Raw genomic sequence first — 15856 nt, 5'->3', positions numbered from 1 at the left:
CACGCCCTCATGACGACCGTCGCGACCTCCACCGTCGCCACCACCCCGCAGGTCCGCTCCGACCTGTCGTTCTGGGGTGCGCTGTGCCTGGCGACGGTCGCGCGGGTCGTCCTGACGACGGTCGTGTGCCTCCTGCTCTGGGCGGCCGTCCCGGCCCTCTGGGGCTGGTCGCCCACGACCGTGGTCTCGGGGTCGATGGCGCCCGCGATCGCCGCCGGGGACGTCGTGGTGGCGATGCCCGTGGACACCGCCGACCTCGATGCGGGGCAGGTGCTGCTGGTCGACGACCCGGACCGGGCCGGAGAACTGCGGTTGCACCGACTGGTCGACACGACCGACGACGGCTCGCTGCGACTGAAGGGCGACGCCAATGCCCAGGTCGACTCCAGCCTCGTGTCGGCCGAGGCCGTGCACGGCGTCGGGGTCCTGCTCGTCCCGTCGATCGGATCGTCGATGCTCTGGCACGGCGGCGACCGCGTCCTGGGCGTGCTCGTCGTGTCCCTCGTCGTGCTGCTGTTGCTCGCGGCGACCCGGCTGGAGCCGGCGAGCGACGACGTCGTCGACCCCCTCGCCCTCTCCCGCCACCGCGCACCGACGCACCCGACGGGCCGGTCCCGCGCCGTCCGGATCTCGGGTCTCCTGCTGGCCGTGGTCGCCGGGGTGGCGGTGCTGTTCCTCGTCGTCGGTTCGAGTCACGCCGCGTTCTCGGCCACCACGTCGGCGTCCAGCTCACTCGCCACGGCCCGGTTCACCTGCCTCGACCGACCGGTGGCGGCGCAGGCGCGGTTCGCCTACCAGTTCAACGACGGCGTCGGCACGACCGCGCGCGACAGCAGTGGCAACGGGCGATCGGGGACCCTCACCCGCGGGGCCACGATCGGCAGCGGCACGTGCGCCGCCGGCGACGGCCCCTACCTGCGGCTCGACGGCGTGAGCGGCCAGGTCACGACGGGGCAGGTCATCGACGGCCCGCAGGTCTTCACCGTCGAGACCTGGTTCCGCACGACCACGACGACGGGCGGCAAGCTGATCGGCTTCGGGAACAGCCAGGCGGGCGCGTCGGGCCAGTACGACCGCCACCTCTACCTGACCGACAGGGGCACGCTGATCTTCGGCGTCTACAGCGGCGGTTACTTCAGCGTGGAGAGCCCGGCGACCTACACGGACGGTGCGTGGCACCTGGCGACGGCGACCCTGAGCCCGTCGGGCATGGCCCTCTACGTCGACGGCACGCGGGTCGGTTCGTCGACCCAGGCGGCCGCCGAGAATGCCCGGGGCTACTGGCGGATCGGCTACGACGCGGTGAGCATCTCGTGGCCGTCGTCCCCGACGAGCAAGTACTACCGCGGCGACCTCGACGACACGACGGTCCTGGACGTGGCCTCGACGGCGGCCGAGGTGAGCGCGAGGTACGCCGCCGGTCGGTGAGACCCACGACCGGGTCGGACGGCCTCAGACAGGAGGCGCGGGTCGGTCCGTCGAGGCACCGTCCGTGAAGCCGGTGGTCACGCCCGACAGGAGGGACACGACGCGTCGCGACTCCCGGTCGGAGAGGCCGAGGACCCCCTCGAGCGCCCCGAGTCGGCCCCCGCCCGCGGCTCGGGTCACCGCGCGGTGCACGGCCTCGGTCAGCTGCAGGTGCTGCCCCCGACCGTCGCGGGGGTTGGTCCGCCGGACGACGTAGCCGCGGGTCACGAGGCGGGTGACGATGATCGACGCGGCGCCGCTGGTCATGCCGAGGTGCGCCGCGACGTCCATCGGTCTGGCCGACATGCGGCGGGTCTCGAGCCGGGCGAGGAACTGCACGGTCGTCAGCTCACTGGCCCCGATGCCCAACTTGGACCGCAGTCGTGCCCGGAAGAGGGCTTCGGCGTCCTGCAGGGCGTAGATCGCGTCGACGACGCGGCCCGAGTTGGAGTCGGGATCGTGGACGTAGTCGACAGGGATCGGCGGGGGTTGGCTCATCAGGACCTCTCATGTGGTCCGCGAGCATCCGTCCGGTGACAGAGAACATCCGCAGAGTCCCATCGAAGCACATCCGAACGCTCGGGTCGAGGCCCCGCGAGGTCAGCGGTAGCGGGCGGGCACGGGAGGCACACGCATCCAGGTGGAGCGGTCGGTCCCGGCCTGGTCCACCCAGTCGACGAAGAGGTCCGAGGCGGCGGCGAGGCGGGCGACGTCCTCGCGTCCGCCGAGGCCCAGGTCGCCGTGGCGGGGGAGGGGGCGTCCGACCCGGGCGCCGACGGTCCCGTCGACCGGGGTGACGCTCGCCCAGCGCAGGGCGCGGCCACCGGTGTTCCGCAGGACGAGGCAGGTCCCGGTCGGGACGCCCGGCGTCTCGACCGTGGTCGGAGCGTCGAGGTAGGTCAGGGTGAAGGGCGATCGGGCGGGTCGGGTCCGGACGGGCCGGGTCACCGGACCGGCCGGTGCCCGCCTCGGGCCGACGGCCGGTGCCGGCCGGGGCCCGAGGACGGTCATCGTCCGGAGCGTGCGGTGAGTCGACGGCGACGGATCGCCGTGACGACGACGAGCGCGGCACCGAGCAGCAGGGCCAGGCCGGCACCGATCGCGGGCAGCGTGCTGTCCGAACCGGTGTAGGCCAGGTCGCCGCGGGGGCCGTTGCCGTTCCGGTCGGACACGGGGACCACCGGGGTCGGCGGGGTGGTCGTGCCGGGCGGCGTGGTCGTGCCGGGGGGAGTCACGGTGCCGGGAGGGGTGCCGCCCTCGCCCGGGGTCGGGGTCGGGGTGACGACGTCGGCCGGTGTGACCGTGATCGTGTAGTCCGCGGTGTCGGGCGGCGTGGTGCCGTTGTCGGCCGTGATGGTGACGGTGGTGTCACCCGGCGTGGTCGGTGTGCCCGAGATCTCGCCCGTGGTGCCGTTCAGCGTGAGGCCGGCGGGCAGGGTGCCGGTGGTGACGGTGTACGTCGGGGCCGGGGTGCCGGTCGCCGTGACGGTGAACGAGTAGGGGGTGCCCTCGGTCGCGGTCGTCGGGCTGCCCGACGTGATGGTCGGTGCGACGGTCGTGGACGGGGTGCCGACCGTGGGGCAGGCTGCGGGGACGGTGATGGTGTTCGTGTCGAGGGTCACCGCGCCGGTGCGGGCGAGGAGGCGTCCGATGACGGTGGCGCCCGTCGTCGCCGTGATCGACTCCTGGGCGAGGATCGTCCCGCGGAACTGCGCCGCGCTGCCGAGGGTGGCCGAGCTGCCGACCTGCCAGAAGACGTTGCAGGCACTCGCGCCACCGGAGAAGGTCATCGTGGTGTTGGAGCCGATGGTCAGGGTGCTGGCGGCCTGGATGACCCAGACCGACTCGGCGCTGCCGGCGAACGCGAGGGCGCCGTTGTCGGTGACCTGCACCGCGCCTCCCGAGTAGACGCCCGGGGTCAGCGACCGACCGGCCAGGTCGATGACGTTGCTCTCCTGCGGGGTGAGGGCCGTGGCCACGTCGTACGCCGTCGTGAGGTCCTGCTGGGCGAGCTGTGCCGGCTCGTCGTTCACGTGCTGCACACCGCCGACGATCACGCCGGGGCCGCCGGCGTCGAATCCGACGACCGAGGTGCCCGGGCTGAGGCCGACGTCGCCGTTGACGACGCTGGTCCCGGTGTTCGTGACCGTGGACGAGGCGAGCACGGCGTAGGTCGAGGCCGAGCCGAGGTCGACGGGGCCGTCGATGACGTTCGCGGCACTGGCGGGCAGGGCCGAGGCCACCGTGAGGGCTGCGGCGACGCCGAGGACGAGCCCCGAGCGGGCGAGGAGGGAGGTGGGCGTCGAACGGGGCATGGCGCCACCTGACTGAGAAGAGGAGCCACCTGGACACACGTGTCGGTACGTGCGAGCGTTCCCCGTTACCTGAGGTATACGCGGCTCAAGCTGATAACACAATGTTTAATCTAGTTCCTGACAATCTGCCCGGGAGAATAGGGATCGGGGCACGCCTGGCGTACTACTTGGACACGCCACACCGGTCCTCTTCGGGTGAGGACCGGCCACGACCCATCGGGTGTCGTGCGGCAAGGAGGGCGGCGGCGTTCGGGTACGCGCCCCCTCCGGCCCCGTCGGTCGCGTCGCCTCGGTGACGCGGCCGGCGCAGTGGTGCCTTGTGCCCCGGACTGGGCGTCGACCGGTACCCCTCACGGTCCGTAACGTCGATCCGTGATCCACGAGACCCACCCCGAGCCGGCGGACGCCCCGGCAGCCACCACCGCCCGGGTCATCCCGTTCGGAGCCCCCTCCGCCGCCGTCGAGCGACGCATCGCCATCGTCGAGGCGGCCATGCGCGTCTTCACCGAGCACGCCTTCCACGAGGCGTCGTTCGCGCTGGTCGCCCGGGCCGCCGGCCTGCCCGTGAAGGTCGTGACCGACGAGTTCACCCACTGGAACGGGCTCGTGCTCGCGACGGTCGACCTCTGGGTCGGCCGCCGCACCCGCCCCCTGCTGCCCCTCGCCCGGACCCACGGCACGATCGCCTTGTTGCGGGCCATCGTCAAGGCCAACGCCGCCGAGCCCGCGCTGATGCGCCTGCTGAGCGCCACGGTCAACGTCGCGGCCACCCCCGGCCACCCGCTCGCGAGGCCCCTGTACGAGCAGTGGTTGCAGTTCTACCGGCTGATCCACACCTCCCTCGCCCAGGACGTGGAGCTCGGGCGCGAGCCCGAGACCATGCAGCCGGCCCGGGGCGCCGAGCAACTGGTCGCCCTGTACGAGGGGCTGCAGCTCCAGTCGATGGTCCGCCGCGAGATGGACGTGCTCGAGTCGTTCGACCGCGCCGTCACCCGTCTGCGCGCCGGGTGGGGCTCCGCCTACGTGCCGCCGGCCTGGGACCTCGAGCTGGTCTGACCCGCCCCTCGAGCGGGGAGGACCGGGGCGATCGGGGTACATCTGAGGCAGACTCATGGACATTCCGGATCCGGCGGCGTAGAAAAGACGGCACATCGCGACTCACCAGCGTGATGAGGGGCACGACCCCGACGCCGGAACCCACCAGTCCGGCGTGAACTGCGACCGAAGAAGGTACGCCGTGGATCAGACGGCCGAGACGACGACGAGGCGACCCGCCCCGCTCCGTCTCGCGCGCCTCCTCGGCTTCTCCGGTCTCGCCGCGATCGGCATGGTCGGTCTCGGACTCGCCTTCTCGTCGACGTCGGCCTCGGCCGACGAGGCTCCCTCGTCGCTCCTCGGCGGTGTCACCTCGGCCGTCGGCCAGGTCGCCGGATCGCTCGACGCCCCCGTGGCCGCCGTGGGCCAGACCGCAGGAGGCGCGGTGTCGCAGGTCACGGACGTCGCCGTCCAGGCCACGGCCGTCGCCCCGCCGGTGCAGCACGTCGTCCAGGCCGCCGCCCCCGTGGTGCCGCAGGCCGTCCAGCAGGTCACGGCCGTCGCGCCCGTCTCGTCCGTCGTGGCTCCCGTCGCGCAGACCGTCGACCAGGTCGTCGCGGCCGTCCCGGTGGTGTCCGCCGTCACCGGCCCGGCACCCGTCTCGACCGTGACCGACCCGCTGACCGGCGTCGTCGACGGTGGCCTCGCCGCCGTCGGTGACTCGGCGGCGGCCCCCGCCGCGCCGATCCTCCCGCCCGTCGTGCCCGAGGGCGTCACGCCCCGGCCCGGCGTCACGCTTCCCGCGAGCGACGCGCTCACCGGTGCGGCCGCAGACGCCGACGGCATCGACGCCCTCGGCGCTGCCGGAGCCGACGTCATCCCGGCTGCCTCCTTCGCCGACGCGGCGTCCGAGGCGACGGACGCGACCGACGCGGTCACCACCCTGCGCGCGCAGATCGCCGCCGGTGCGGCCTCGGCCTCGGCCTCCGACACGACCACCGTGCCTCTGGCGCCCACCCCGGGCCCCACGCCGCGTCCCGCCGGCGACGACCACGGCACGCCCGCCCTGCCCTCGAGCACCGGCGGCGGCGCGAACGGTCAGGCCTCGGGCGGTGGAGCGGCCGGCGGTGCCGTCGCGCTCGACGCGACCCGCGCCTCCCAGCTTCCCGGACTCGCCGTCTCGGCGGGGTCCGCGGACGGCGACGACGACCTCCCGTCGACGCCTGCGTACGACACCGACTCTTCCCCCGACTGAGGCCGGTCGCGTCGCCCCTGCAGCGTTCCGGCTGCCGGCGACATCAGCGACCCCGCCGCGACCACGCGGCACCACACACCTCATCTCTTGGAGAAGACCATGAACAAGTACGTCTCGAGAGGGCTCATGGGAGCGCTCTTCGTCGGGGGCATCTGGGCCCTCGGAACGACCGCCGCGAACGCGGCGACCACCACCGGTGACGACGGGCTGCTCTCGGGCACCCAGGTCGGCGCCGTCGTCGAGGCCCCGGTCTCGGCCCTCGGCACCGCCGTCAGCGTCCTCGGCGAATCGAGCAGCACGGCCGCGGCACCTGCTGCCCCGGCTGCTGCTCCCGCCGCGCCGGCTGCGGCACCTGCCGCACCGGCGGCACCTGCCGCACCGGCCGCGCCTGCCGCGCCGGTCACCACGACGAGCGGTGACTCGGGAGTGCTCTCGGGCACCCAGGGCATCGTCTCGGTCGACGTGCCCGTCACCGTCGGTGGCAACGCGATCTCGGTGCTCGGCGACTCGGCCGCCGCGGCTCCCGCCCCGGCCCCGGCAGCCCCGGCAGCCCCTGCCGCCCCTGTGGCGCCCGCACCGGCCACCACGTCGGGTGACGACTCGATCGGCTCGGGCACCCAGGGCCTGGTCGACGTGACCCTGCCGGTCACGGTCGGCGGCAACGCGATCTCGGTGCTGGGCGACTCCGCCAGCACCGGCACCCCGACCGAAGCCCCCGCAGGAGGCGCGGCTGACGCCGTTCCCGCCGACTCGGCCACCGGCACCACCAGCGGTGACGACGGCATCCTCGGTGGCACGCAGGTCGTGCCGTCGGTGCAGCTGCCCGTGACGGTCGGCGGCAACGCCGTCTCCGTGATCGGCGACAGCAGCAGCACCGGTTCGTCCACGGCTCCGGCCGTCGGTTCCGGCACCGGGTCGACCACGGACGGAGCCGCCACCAGCGGTGACGACGGCATCGCCGGGGGCACCCAGGTGATCCCGGCTGTGACCGCTCCGGTCACGGTGGGCGGCAACGCGATCTCGGTGGTCGGCGACTCGGCCAGCACGGGAACCACGACCGGCACCGGCACCACCGGCACCGGAACCGGCTCGACCGGTGGCACCACGAGCGGTGACGACGGCGTCCTCGGTGGCACGCAGGTCGTGCCGTCGGTGGGGCTGCCCGTGACCGTGGGCGGCAACGCGATCTCGGTGGTCGGCGACTCGGCCGGCACCGGCACCACGACCGGCACCGGCACCGGCACCGGCTCGACCGGTGGCACCACGAGCGGTGACGACGGCATCCTCGGCGGCACGCAGGTCGTGCCGTCGGCGGGCCTGCCCGTGACCGTGGGCGGCAACGCGATCTCGGTGGTCGGCGACTCGGCGAGCACGGGCACCACGACCGGCACCGGCACCACCGGCACCGGAACCGGCACCGGCACCGGCTCGACCGGTGGCACCACCAGCGGTGACGACGGCATCCTCGGCGGCACGCAGGTCGTCCCCTCGATCACGCTGCCGATCGACCTGTCGGGCAACGCCGTCTCGGTGATCGGCGACAGCGACGTCACGGACGGGACGACCGGCACCACGCCGACCGACCCCACCACGCCGACCGACCCGACCGACCCGACCGACCCGACGATCCCCGTCGACCCGACGATCCCCGTCGACCCGGCGGAGCCGTTCGAGCCGACCGATCCGGTCGACCCGACGACGCCCACCACCCCGGATGACGACGGCACCACCACGCCGGACACCGAGGGCACCGCGGGCATCGACGGCTTCGACGGCAACACCGGCACCACCGGCACCGTGCTCGTGACCGCTGCGTCGACCGACCGCAGCGTCCTCGCCTCGGGGACCAGCGCCTCCTCGGCATTCGCCGCCGACTCGTCGCTCGCCTTCACCGGCGGCGACGCGACGGCCCCGCTGGCGGGTGGCCTGCTGGTTCTGCTCGCGGGGCTCGGCCTGCTCGTGGCGGCCCGCCGCCGGACGGCTCGCGCCTGACGGTCACCCCCGTCGCTCGCTTCTGAGCGACTCCACACCGACGGTGCACCGCAGATCTGGTTCAGGGGCCTGCGGTGCACCGCCGCGTCCGGAATCGACGGGCGCCCTCGCGGGTTGCACGACACATGACGTCCGCACCCACCATCGGCATCCTCGGCGCAGGCAAGGTCGGCACCGTTCTCGCCCGCCTCGTCCACGCCGCCGGCCACCCCGTCCTGCTCGCCGGCTCGGGAGACCCCGCACGCATCCGCCTGATCGTCGACGTGATCGCCCCCGGAGCCCGAGCGGTCTGGTCGGCCGAGGCGGCGAAGGAGGCCGACATCGTCGTCCTGGCCCTGCCCCTCGGCAAACTCGGCTCGGTGCCGGTGGACGCCCTGGCCGACAAGGTCGTCGTCGACGCCATGAACTACTGGTGGGAGACCGACGGCCTGCGCGACGACCTCTCGGACGTCCGCACCTCGACGAGCGAGCTCGTGCAGCAGCACCTCCCCGAGTCACGCGTCGTCAAGGGCTTCAACCACATGGGGTACCACGACCTCGACGAGGGAGCGTTGCCGGCGGGAGACCCCGGGCGCAGCGCGATCGCCCTCGCGTCCGACGATCGCGAGGCGCTCGACGTCGTCGCCGGTCTCGTGGACGCCATCGGTTTCGATCCCGTCGCCCTGCCCACCCTGGCCGACGGCATCGCGCTCGAGCCGGGATCGCTGGCCTTCGGTGCAGACGTCGGAGCGACCGAACTCCGCGAGACGGTCCGCGACTTCTGGACCTCGCAACGCGGGCTCGCGGTGGCTCGGGCACGAGGCATGACGAGCCCCGCCGACGGGTCCGCCGAGACGGTGGAGGTCACGGCGGGGTAACGAAGTCGATGCGTTCCAATCCTTTTCGTCGACGGTGGCGAACCCTGTACATCCCCACCGGGACCAACAGACAAGGAGCTTCACCATGAACGCCTTCACCCGCAAGAACATCACCAAGACCACGCTCGGCCTCGTGGCCTCGGGCGCCCTCGTCTTCTCGCTCGCCGCCTGCTCGATGGACTCCGGTTCGTCGTCCGACACGTCGTCCTCGTCGAGCTCGTCGTCCTCCGAGCCCAGCGCCGCGTCGACGCCCGCCGCGTCGATCGCCGACCTCAGCAACGGCGTCGACACCCAGGTCGCCGTCGACCAGTCCTTCGTCGACGCGATCACCTCGCTCGGCCTGACCCCCGGCGTCGTCGGCACCGCGACCTTCACCGACGGAACCTTCTCGTTCCCGATCACCGGCGGCAACGTCGACTACTACGGCCCCGACAGCGACGTCCGCCCCTACGTCCAGGGCGAGATCGACCACGACGGCTCCGGCCTGTCGCTGACCTCGGCCGACGGCACCGTCGTCGAACTCACCGACTTCCGCATCGACCCGGGCGAGAGCAAGCTCTACGGCACCGTCACCGCCAACGGTGCTGTCGCCGCCGAGGACGCCTACCTCTTCAACCTCTGGGGCGGCACCCTGAAGCCCATCCAGATGGAAGGCTCCAACGCCGTCCTCGAGGGCACCACCGTCCACATCAGCCCCGACGCCGCCTCGCTGCTGAACCAGACCTTCAAGACCGACGCCGTCCAGGACGAGATGCTCGTCGGCGTCGCGAAGATCACCGCCGCCACGGAGTAACACCCACCCGGGCCGGCTACCGCCGGCCCGGCCCACCCGGGCCGGCCACCCGTCGGCCCGGCCCGCCGCGGCCTGATCCGGTACGTACCGGATCACCCCCGAACCCCGTTTCGAACCATGCACCCACTTTCTTCCGGGTTCATGGTTCGAAACGGGGTTCTTCGGCGTGCGGCAGGCGGAAGCTCCCCATTTCAGGAGGCGCGGTCCGGCGAGACCGTGACGACCCGACCCGGCGGCTCGGTCAGGAGGCGCAGTCGGGCGAGACCGCGACGACGCGACCCGGCGACCAGGACTCGCTATTCGACCTTCTCGGTCTGCCACTTCTCGGGTGCGCGGTCACCGTTCGGGCGGACCGGCCGGACGTCGCCCACGATGGGGATCGCCCGCTTGCGCAGCGCCCACAGGTAGCGGACGAAGAAGTGCGTGAGGGTCGAGAGCCGGTTGCCGTTGCCGAGCAGGCTCGTGATGTGGACGAACACCCACAGCAGCCAGGCGACGGGGCCGGTCATCGTGAAGCCGTTGGGCAGCTGCACCACGGCGGCGTTGGTGCCGACCGTGGCCATGGTGCCCTTGTCGTGGTACTTGAACGGCAGGAGCTTCTTGCCGGCGAGCAGGCGGACGATCTGCTCGCCGATGTGCTCGCCGCCCTGGATCGCGGGCTGGGCGAGCTGCGCGAGGGCCTCGTCGGTCGCGGCGATGTCGCCCGCGGCGAAGATGCAGTCGAGTCCCTTGACCGTGAGGTCGTCGTTGACCTGGATGCGTCCGCCGTCGGTCTGCGGCACGCCCCACGACGCGACCTCGGCGTGCGCGGCGACGCCGGTGGCCCAGATGACGAGCTCGGCCGGGATGAACTCGCCGTCGGCGGCGACGACGCCGTCGGGTCGGACCTCTTCGACACCCGTGTCGAGCCGCAGGTCGACGCCGCGCTTGCGCAGCACCTTGGCCGCGTACTTGCGCAGACGGGGGGAGAAGGGCTTGAGCAACTCGCCGCTGCGGTGCACGAGGGTGATCGTGATGCTCGACGCGTCGATCTCGGGGTAGGCGTCCTTCAACGCCTGGTCGCGCAGTTCGGCCAGGGCGCCGGCCATCTCGACGCCCGTGGCGCCGCCCCCGACGATGACGACGCGCACCTCGCCGCTGCCCACCGAGGCCGCCGCGTTCTCGAGCTGCGTGAACAGCTCGTCGCGGATGCGCAGCGCCTGCGAGCGGGAGTACATCGAGTAGGCGTACTCGTAGGCACCCTTGGTGCCGAAGTAGCTGGTGTTGACGCCGTTGGCGAGGACCAGGGCGTCGTAGGCGATCTCTTCGCCGTCGCGCAGGGTGATGATGCGCTCGTCGGCCCGGACCGTGGTGAGCAGCCCGTGGCGGAACTCGGCGTTCGACTGCTTGGACCGCAGGCTGCGCAGGAAGTAGGTGACGTCGCCCGCGTTCAGGCCCCCGGTGGCGACCTGGTACATGAGCGGCTGGAACATGTTGTAGACGTGGCGGTCGATGAGGGTGATGCGGACGTCGGCGTCTCGCAGGGACCTCATCGCCGCGATGCCGGCGAAGCCGCCGCCGACGATGACGACGTGGGGGCGGGGGTCTGCGGTCATGGGAGTTGCTCCTGCGGTGTCGATCGTGTCGTCGGATCGTCGTCGACCCCGGTTGGCCGGACCCGAGCGGCGAGTCCGCGGCGAGTTTACTCGCCTCGCGAGTCCGTCCGTACCTCCCTGATCGATGCCCCTCGCCCCGGCTGGGGGTCTTGTCGAGAGGTCCGTCGGATGTTACGTTCGTCGAACTACTTGCTGATCGAGTTGCTCGTCGTCCAAGTGACATCTGCCCCCGACGGCAGCCGAGCCCGATCGCCGTCGTCCCGATCCTTCCGGAGACCCCATGACCCGCGCGCCCCAGACGTCCCCGACCGTCGAGTCCACCCCCGACGCTCCCTCCGAGCCGCAGTCCGGTGACGTCGCCGCCGTGCTCATCGCACTGCAGCACCTCCGGTCGCAGATCGCGTTCGTCAACGACCAGATGGCCAAGCGCATCGGCGTCGGCGCGACCGACTTCCTCGCCCTGGTGCACCTGTCGGTCCAGGGCGACACCGCGCCGAAGAAGGTCGGCGAGGCGCTGGGGCTCTCGTCGGGGGCGATGACGGCCCTCGCCGACCGCCTCGAGGCGGGGGGTCTCGTGACCAGGCTGCAGCACCCCACCGACCGTCGCAGCTTCGTCCTCGCCCTGACCGACGAGGGCGCGCGGGGTGTCAACGACGCCGGCGCCACCTACGGCCGGGCCGTGCAGGAGGCGCTGCCCGCGTCCCGCAGGCCCGTCGCCGAGGCGGTCTTCCGCGACCTGGGCGACGCCCTACGGGCGCTGGCCCGGTGACGGCGGCCGCCACCGCGCCTCCTCGTCCCGGGGTCGGGCGGGGGCGGGGGGTCGACGGTCTCGGCCCTGCCGTGCGGCGACCCGCTAGGGTCGGCTCGTGAGACTCTCGGTGACCTGGACGGCAGGCAACGCGCAGCACGGCATGCAGGTGCATGACGACCGCCTCGTCTACGTCCTCCGCGACACCGCCGGGCGGCCCACGACCCGTGAGATCCCGGCCGGATCGCTCGCCACCGTCGACTACTCGACCGTCGGCGACCGGCCCGTCATCACGCTGAACGAGCACGACGGCACGAGCACGTCGTTCCCGTGCCCTCGCAAGATCGCCCGGGTGCTCTACCCGGCGATCAAGTGGCTGACCGTCTGACGGTCACCGCTACGAGGTGCGCTCGAGGTCGGTGACCTGGGAGCGCCCACGGATCGCGACCTCGCGCCTCCGGGCTCTGACCGCTCCGCGGAAGCCGACCTCGGCGACGATCGCGCCCGCGATCATCAGCGAGAAGCCGGCGAGACCGGCGGGCAGGCCGAACATCGTCGGGGCGTCCCAGTCGAAGGTGAACGCCAGCACGGCCAGGCCGATCGCCACGAGGGCGAAACCGGCGACCGACAGGCAGACGCGGCGGGCTCTCGGTGCACTCATCGGGCCAGCGTAGGCAACACCTGCCGTCCGGCGACGGCGTTCTCAGGGGACGCGGATCGTTCTGCCGCGTGGCCCTCAGCCTGCCCTGCGGCTCAGCGGGTTCACGGGAAGCAGGATTGCACTCTGGCGCTCAAAGTGCAATCATCGTCTTCGGCCACGAGGCCCCGGCGACGTCGCCGATCACACCGAGCGACGAGACGAGGAGGCGCGCGATGGTCACGACCACCGGCAAGACGGCCCAGCGTCGGACGCGCACCCGGTCCGAGCTGACCGCGGTCGCCCGGCGTCTGACCGCCGAGCACGGACTCGCGGGGTTCACGATCGAAGAGCTGTGCGCCTCGGTCGGCATCTCGCGCCGCACCTTCTTCAACCACTTCGCCTCGAAGGACGACGTCGTGGTCGGCGTCGCGCTCGACGAGGACGACGAGACGCTCGACGGGTACGCGTCCTCGCGACGCGACCCGCGCCTCCCGCCTTTGTCGACCGTCTTCGACGATCTCGGTGCGCTCGTCGTCGAGCGGGTCGAGAACGTCGGCCTCACCCGCGGTCGGGCGGCCGACTTCAAGGCCGCCCTCGACCGCGAGCCCCGCCTGTTCGGCGCCATGATGCACCAGGGCGACGAGCAGCGCCGCCGCCTCGTCTCGGCCGTCGCCGCGCACGAGGGGCTCGACGAGGGCGATCCGCGCATCGACGTCGCGGTGACCCTGCTCACCGGGCTCGTGCAACGGGCCTTCGAACGGTTCTTCTTCGCCGAGGGGCGGGACGACGAGCGGTTCGAGGCGGTCCTCGACGAGCACGTCGTCATCGCCCGCGACCTGTTCGCCACGTCGGCCGCCACGCCTCGTGGCCCCCTCACCCCCTCTGCTTCCTCGACCCTCCCTGCCGACCACGACCGAAAGGCGCTGTGACCCAGCCATGACGACCACCACCACAGCGAAGGCCGACGCGTCCTTCCTCCTGACCAAGAGGCGCATCTGGATCATCTTCGGCGCCCTCATCTCGGGCATGCTGCTGTCGAGCCTCGACCAGACGATCGTCTCGACGGCCATGCCGACCATCGTCGGCGAGCTCGGCGGCGTCGAGCACCAGGCCTGGATCACCACGGCGTACCTGCTCGCCACGACCATCGTCATGCCGATCTACGGCAAGTTCGGCGACGTCCTCGGTCGACGCAACCTGTTCCTCGCGGCGATCGCCATCTTCACCCTCGCCAGCATCGGCTGCGCCTTCGCCACCGACTTCTGGATGTTCGTCGTCTTCCGCGCGATCCAGGGCCTGGGCGGTGGCGGTCTGATCATCCTGTCCCAGGCGATCATCGCCGACATCGTGCCCGCCTCGGAGCGCGGCAAGTACCTCGGCCCGCTCGGCGCGGTCTTCGGCCTGTCGGCCATCGGCGGGCCCCTGCTCGGCGGATTCTTCGTTGACCACCTCACCTGGCAGTGGGCGTTCTACATCAACATCCCCGTCGGCATCGCCGCGTTCGTCATCACCTGGGCGGCCCTGACGCTGCCGAGCAAGAAGGCCACCAAGCGCATCGACGTTCTGGGCGTGGTGCTGCTGTCGGCAGCGACCACCTGCCTGATCTTCTTCACCGAGTTCGGCGGTCAGGACGACCACGGCTGGGGTGCTCCCGAGACCTGGCTGTGGGGCGCCGGCGTCGTGATCGCGGCGTCGCTGTTCGTGCTCGTCGAGTCGCGCGCGGACGACCCGATCATCCCGCTGTCGTTCTTCCGCAACAAGGTGTTCGTGCTCGCCACCGCCGTCGGCTTCGTGCTCGGCATCGGCATGTTCTCGGCCATCGCGTTCGTGCCGACCTTCCTGCAGATGTCGTCGGGCGCCTCGGCGGCGGTCTCGGGCCTGCTGCTGCTCCCGATGATGGTCGGCCTGATCGGCACCTCGATCCTGTCGGGCAACCTGATCACCAAGACCGGCAAGTACAAGGTCTTCCCGGTCGTGGGCACGATCCTCACCGGCATCGCGATGGCCCTGTTCACGACCCTGACCGCCGACACCCCGCTCTGGCTGATCTGCGTGTTCCTCTTCCTCTTCGGTTCGGGCCTCGGCCTGATCATGCAGGTCGTGGTGCTCGTGGTGCAGAACTCGGTCGACGCGCAGAACGTCGGTACGGCGACCAGCACCAACAACTACTTCCGAGAGGTCGGTGCCGCGCTCGGCGTCGCCATCTTCGGCGCGTTGTTCACGAGCCGGCTCACCTCGAACCTGACGGACGTCTTCACCGGGGCCGGAGCCTCGGCGGGTGACGCCTCGCAGGCGACGGCCACCCTCGACCCGGCGACGCTGAACCAGCTGCCCGAGCAGATCCGTCGCCTGGTCGTCGAGGCCTACGCGGACTCGCTCGCGCCGGTGTTCGCCTACCTGATCCCGTTCATCGCGGTGGCGTTCGTGCTGTCGCTCTTCCTGCCGCAGATCAAGCTCTCCGACGTCGCCGGCATGGTGTCGCGGGGCGAGGCGGTCTCGGGCGACGAGGCAGAGCAGCTCGAGGCGGCCGAGCGAGCCGCAGGTCGTGGCGCGGGGCGTGCCGCGAGGCGCGGTGCCGCGACGGCGTCGGAGGCCGCGACCGCCGGCGCGGTGGCGACCGGGGCTCCGGTCGCGCCGCTCGACGGGGTCGACGACCGCGACGGAATCGACGACCGCGACGAGCGAGACGATGCCGACCGGCGGTAGCCGGTCCTGAGGACACCGTCGAGTGGACGGGACACCGCGTCGTGCGGCGGTGTCCCATCCACTCGGCGGTGTCCCTCGTCGAGGTGGGGAGCGCGCCGGGTCAGACGGCGGCGGGGCCCTGAGCGGGCAGGGTCGCGGCCGCGGTCGAGGTGCGGGCGGGGGCGGACGCGAGTCGCGCCTCCTGGGCGGTGTCCCAGACAACGCCGTCGACGTCGTCCTCGCGCAGGCGCGTGGGGGTGCTGTGGGTGCTCATGGGTGTCTCCTCGGGCGGGCCCGTCGGGTCGGACGCGTCAGACGATGGTGCGGCACGGTGGGGTCGTGCCGCGGCCCCCAGTTCGTGGGCTGTCGATCGATCACCGTAGCCGATCCGCACGAGGCGGCGCGACCGGCGATCGACGACCGGCGGACGACGACCGGCACCGCGCCTCCTCGTCGCCGTTCCCTAGGATCGTG

16 protein-coding genes are annotated in these 15856 nt (G+C 72.2%); 10 read left to right on the top strand and 6 right to left on the bottom strand.

Annotated elements, in window-relative coordinates; all coding sequences use genetic code 11:
- The first annotated feature begins 9 nt into the window (after positions 1-9).
- Positions 10-1428, top strand: coding sequence for a LamG-like jellyroll fold domain-containing protein (locus SJY14_RS14970; protein WP_083396291.1), 1419 nt, complete (start codon positions 10-12; stop codon positions 1426-1428).
- A gap of 24 nt (positions 1429-1452) precedes the next feature.
- Here SJY14_RS14970 and SJY14_RS14965 read toward each other — a convergent pair whose 3' ends face one another.
- The 3 genes from SJY14_RS14965 to SJY14_RS14955 form a co-directional block, all read right to left on the bottom strand.
- Positions 1453-1965, bottom strand: a complete 513-nt coding sequence (locus SJY14_RS14965; RefSeq protein WP_071255786.1) for a MarR family winged helix-turn-helix transcriptional regulator — start codon at positions 1963-1965, stop codon at positions 1453-1455.
- A 102-nt stretch (positions 1966-2067) separates the two neighbouring features.
- The gene (locus SJY14_RS14960) at positions 2068-2478 is read right to left on the bottom strand and encodes a hypothetical protein (RefSeq protein ID WP_396599313.1); all 411 of its coding nucleotides are present in this window, start codon (positions 2476-2478) and stop codon (positions 2068-2070) included.
- The gene (locus SJY14_RS14955) at positions 2475-3782 is read right to left on the bottom strand and encodes an ice-binding family protein (RefSeq protein ID WP_396599312.1); all 1308 of its coding nucleotides are present in this window, start codon (positions 3780-3782) and stop codon (positions 2475-2477) included. The genes SJY14_RS14960 and SJY14_RS14955 overlap by 4 nt, the downstream gene beginning before the upstream one ends.
- Positions 3783-4154: 372 nt before the next feature.
- Between SJY14_RS14955 and SJY14_RS14950 the strand changes: the two genes are divergently transcribed.
- The 5 genes from SJY14_RS14950 (at position 4155) to SJY14_RS14930 (ending at position 9714) form a co-directional block, all read left to right on the top strand.
- Positions 4155-4838, top strand: a complete 684-nt coding sequence (locus SJY14_RS14950) for a TetR/AcrR family transcriptional regulator (protein WP_071255791.1) — start codon at positions 4155-4157, stop codon at positions 4836-4838.
- 181 nt (positions 4839-5019) lie between these two features.
- Positions 5020-6072, top strand: coding sequence for a hypothetical protein (locus tag SJY14_RS14945; protein ID WP_071255792.1), 1053 nt, complete (start codon positions 5020-5022; stop codon positions 6070-6072).
- Positions 6073-6171: 99 nt separating this feature from the next.
- Complete coding sequence (locus tag SJY14_RS14940; RefSeq protein WP_396599311.1) at positions 6172-8064, top strand: hypothetical protein; 1893 nt, start codon at positions 6172-6174, stop codon at positions 8062-8064.
- Positions 8065-8138: 74 nt separating this feature from the next.
- Positions 8139-8921 carry an NADPH-dependent F420 reductase gene (locus tag SJY14_RS14935; RefSeq protein WP_396599310.1) on the top strand — a complete coding sequence of 261 codons (783 nt, stop codon included), beginning with the start codon at positions 8139-8141 and terminating at the stop codon, positions 8919-8921.
- Between the two features lie 85 nt (positions 8922-9006).
- Entirely contained in the window at positions 9007-9714 is a 708-nt protein-coding gene (locus SJY14_RS14930) for a hypothetical protein (protein ID WP_396599309.1), read from the top strand.
- Between the two features lie 296 nt (positions 9715-10010).
- On the opposite strand, the gene SJY14_RS14925 is transcribed toward SJY14_RS14930, so the two are convergent.
- On the bottom strand, positions 10011-11309 hold the full coding sequence (locus SJY14_RS14925; RefSeq protein ID WP_071257053.1) for an NAD(P)/FAD-dependent oxidoreductase: 1299 nt from the start codon (positions 11307-11309) through the stop codon (positions 10011-10013).
- A 280-nt stretch (positions 11310-11589) separates the two neighbouring features.
- Between SJY14_RS14925 and SJY14_RS14920 the strand changes: the two genes are divergently transcribed.
- Together SJY14_RS14920 and SJY14_RS14915 are read left to right on the top strand one after the other, a co-directional pair.
- Positions 11590-12078: a MarR family winged helix-turn-helix transcriptional regulator gene (locus SJY14_RS14920; RefSeq protein ID WP_071257054.1), complete on the top strand. Its 489-nt coding sequence runs from the start codon at positions 11590-11592 to the stop codon at positions 12076-12078.
- 97 nt (positions 12079-12175) lie between these two features.
- The gene (locus SJY14_RS14915; protein ID WP_143048725.1) at positions 12176-12445 is read left to right on the top strand and encodes a hypothetical protein; all 270 of its coding nucleotides are present in this window, start codon (positions 12176-12178) and stop codon (positions 12443-12445) included.
- Between the two features lie 9 nt (positions 12446-12454).
- Here the strand turns inward: SJY14_RS14915 and SJY14_RS14910 are convergent, their stop codons facing one another.
- The gene (locus SJY14_RS14910; protein ID WP_071257056.1) at positions 12455-12718 is read right to left on the bottom strand and encodes a hypothetical protein; all 264 of its coding nucleotides are present in this window, start codon (positions 12716-12718) and stop codon (positions 12455-12457) included.
- Positions 12719-12930: 212 nt separating this feature from the next.
- On the opposite strand from SJY14_RS14910, the gene SJY14_RS14905 reads away from it, so the two are divergent.
- Entirely contained in the window at positions 12931-13626 is a 696-nt protein-coding gene (locus SJY14_RS14905; RefSeq protein ID WP_071257057.1) for a TetR/AcrR family transcriptional regulator, read from the top strand.
- A 7-nt stretch (positions 13627-13633) separates the two neighbouring features.
- Positions 13634-15403, top strand: coding sequence for an MDR family MFS transporter (locus tag SJY14_RS14900; protein WP_071257058.1), 1770 nt, complete (start codon positions 13634-13636; stop codon positions 15401-15403).
- Positions 15404-15503: 100 nt separating this feature from the next.
- On the opposite strand, the gene SJY14_RS14895 is transcribed toward SJY14_RS14900, so the two are convergent.
- Positions 15504-15656 (bottom strand): hypothetical protein, encoded by a 153-nt coding sequence (locus tag SJY14_RS14895; protein WP_156155597.1) that lies wholly within the window; start codon positions 15654-15656, stop codon positions 15504-15506.
- Positions 15657-15856 lie beyond the last annotated feature (200 nt).

It is taken from the genome of Frigoribacterium sp. R86507, from assembly GCF_044597695.1.
GTDB lineage: Bacteria > Actinomycetota > Actinomycetes > Actinomycetales > Microbacteriaceae > Frigoribacterium.
This window is presented reverse-complemented; position numbering and strand designations above follow the sequence as displayed.

Bases quoted from the DNA above. Each gene is read 5' to 3' on its own strand.
- SJY14_RS14970 (WP_083396291.1), top strand. From the start codon at position 10: ATGACGACCGTCGCGACCTCCACCGTCGCCACCACCCCGCAGGTCCGC.
- SJY14_RS14965 (WP_071255786.1), bottom strand. From the start codon at position 1,965: ATGAGCCAACCCCCGCCGATCCCTGTCGACTACGTCCACGATCCCGAC.
- SJY14_RS14960 (WP_396599313.1), bottom strand. From the start codon at position 2,478: ATGACCGTCCTCGGGCCCCGGCCGGCACCGGCCGTCGGCCCGAGGCGG.
- SJY14_RS14955 (WP_396599312.1), bottom strand. From the start codon at position 3,782: ATGCCCCGTTCGACGCCCACCTCCCTCCTCGCCCGCTCGGGGCTCGTC.
- SJY14_RS14940 (WP_396599311.1), top strand. From the start codon at position 6,172: ATGAACAAGTACGTCTCGAGAGGGCTCATGGGAGCGCTCTTCGTCGGG.
- SJY14_RS14930 (WP_396599309.1), top strand. From the start codon at position 9,007: ATGAACGCCTTCACCCGCAAGAACATCACCAAGACCACGCTCGGCCTC.
- SJY14_RS14925 (WP_071257053.1), bottom strand. From the start codon at position 11,309: ATGACCGCAGACCCCCGCCCCCACGTCGTCATCGTCGGCGGCGGCTTC.
- SJY14_RS14920 (WP_071257054.1), top strand. From the start codon at position 11,590: ATGACCCGCGCGCCCCAGACGTCCCCGACCGTCGAGTCCACCCCCGAC.
- SJY14_RS14910 (WP_071257056.1), bottom strand. From the start codon at position 12,718: ATGAGTGCACCGAGAGCCCGCCGCGTCTGCCTGTCGGTCGCCGGTTTC.
- SJY14_RS14905 (WP_071257057.1), top strand. From the start codon at position 12,931: ATGGTCACGACCACCGGCAAGACGGCCCAGCGTCGGACGCGCACCCGG.
- SJY14_RS14900 (WP_071257058.1), top strand. From the start codon at position 13,634: ATGACGACCACCACCACAGCGAAGGCCGACGCGTCCTTCCTCCTGACC.
- SJY14_RS14895 (WP_156155597.1), bottom strand. From the start codon at position 15,656: ATGAGCACCCACAGCACCCCCACGCGCCTGCGCGAGGACGACGTCGAC.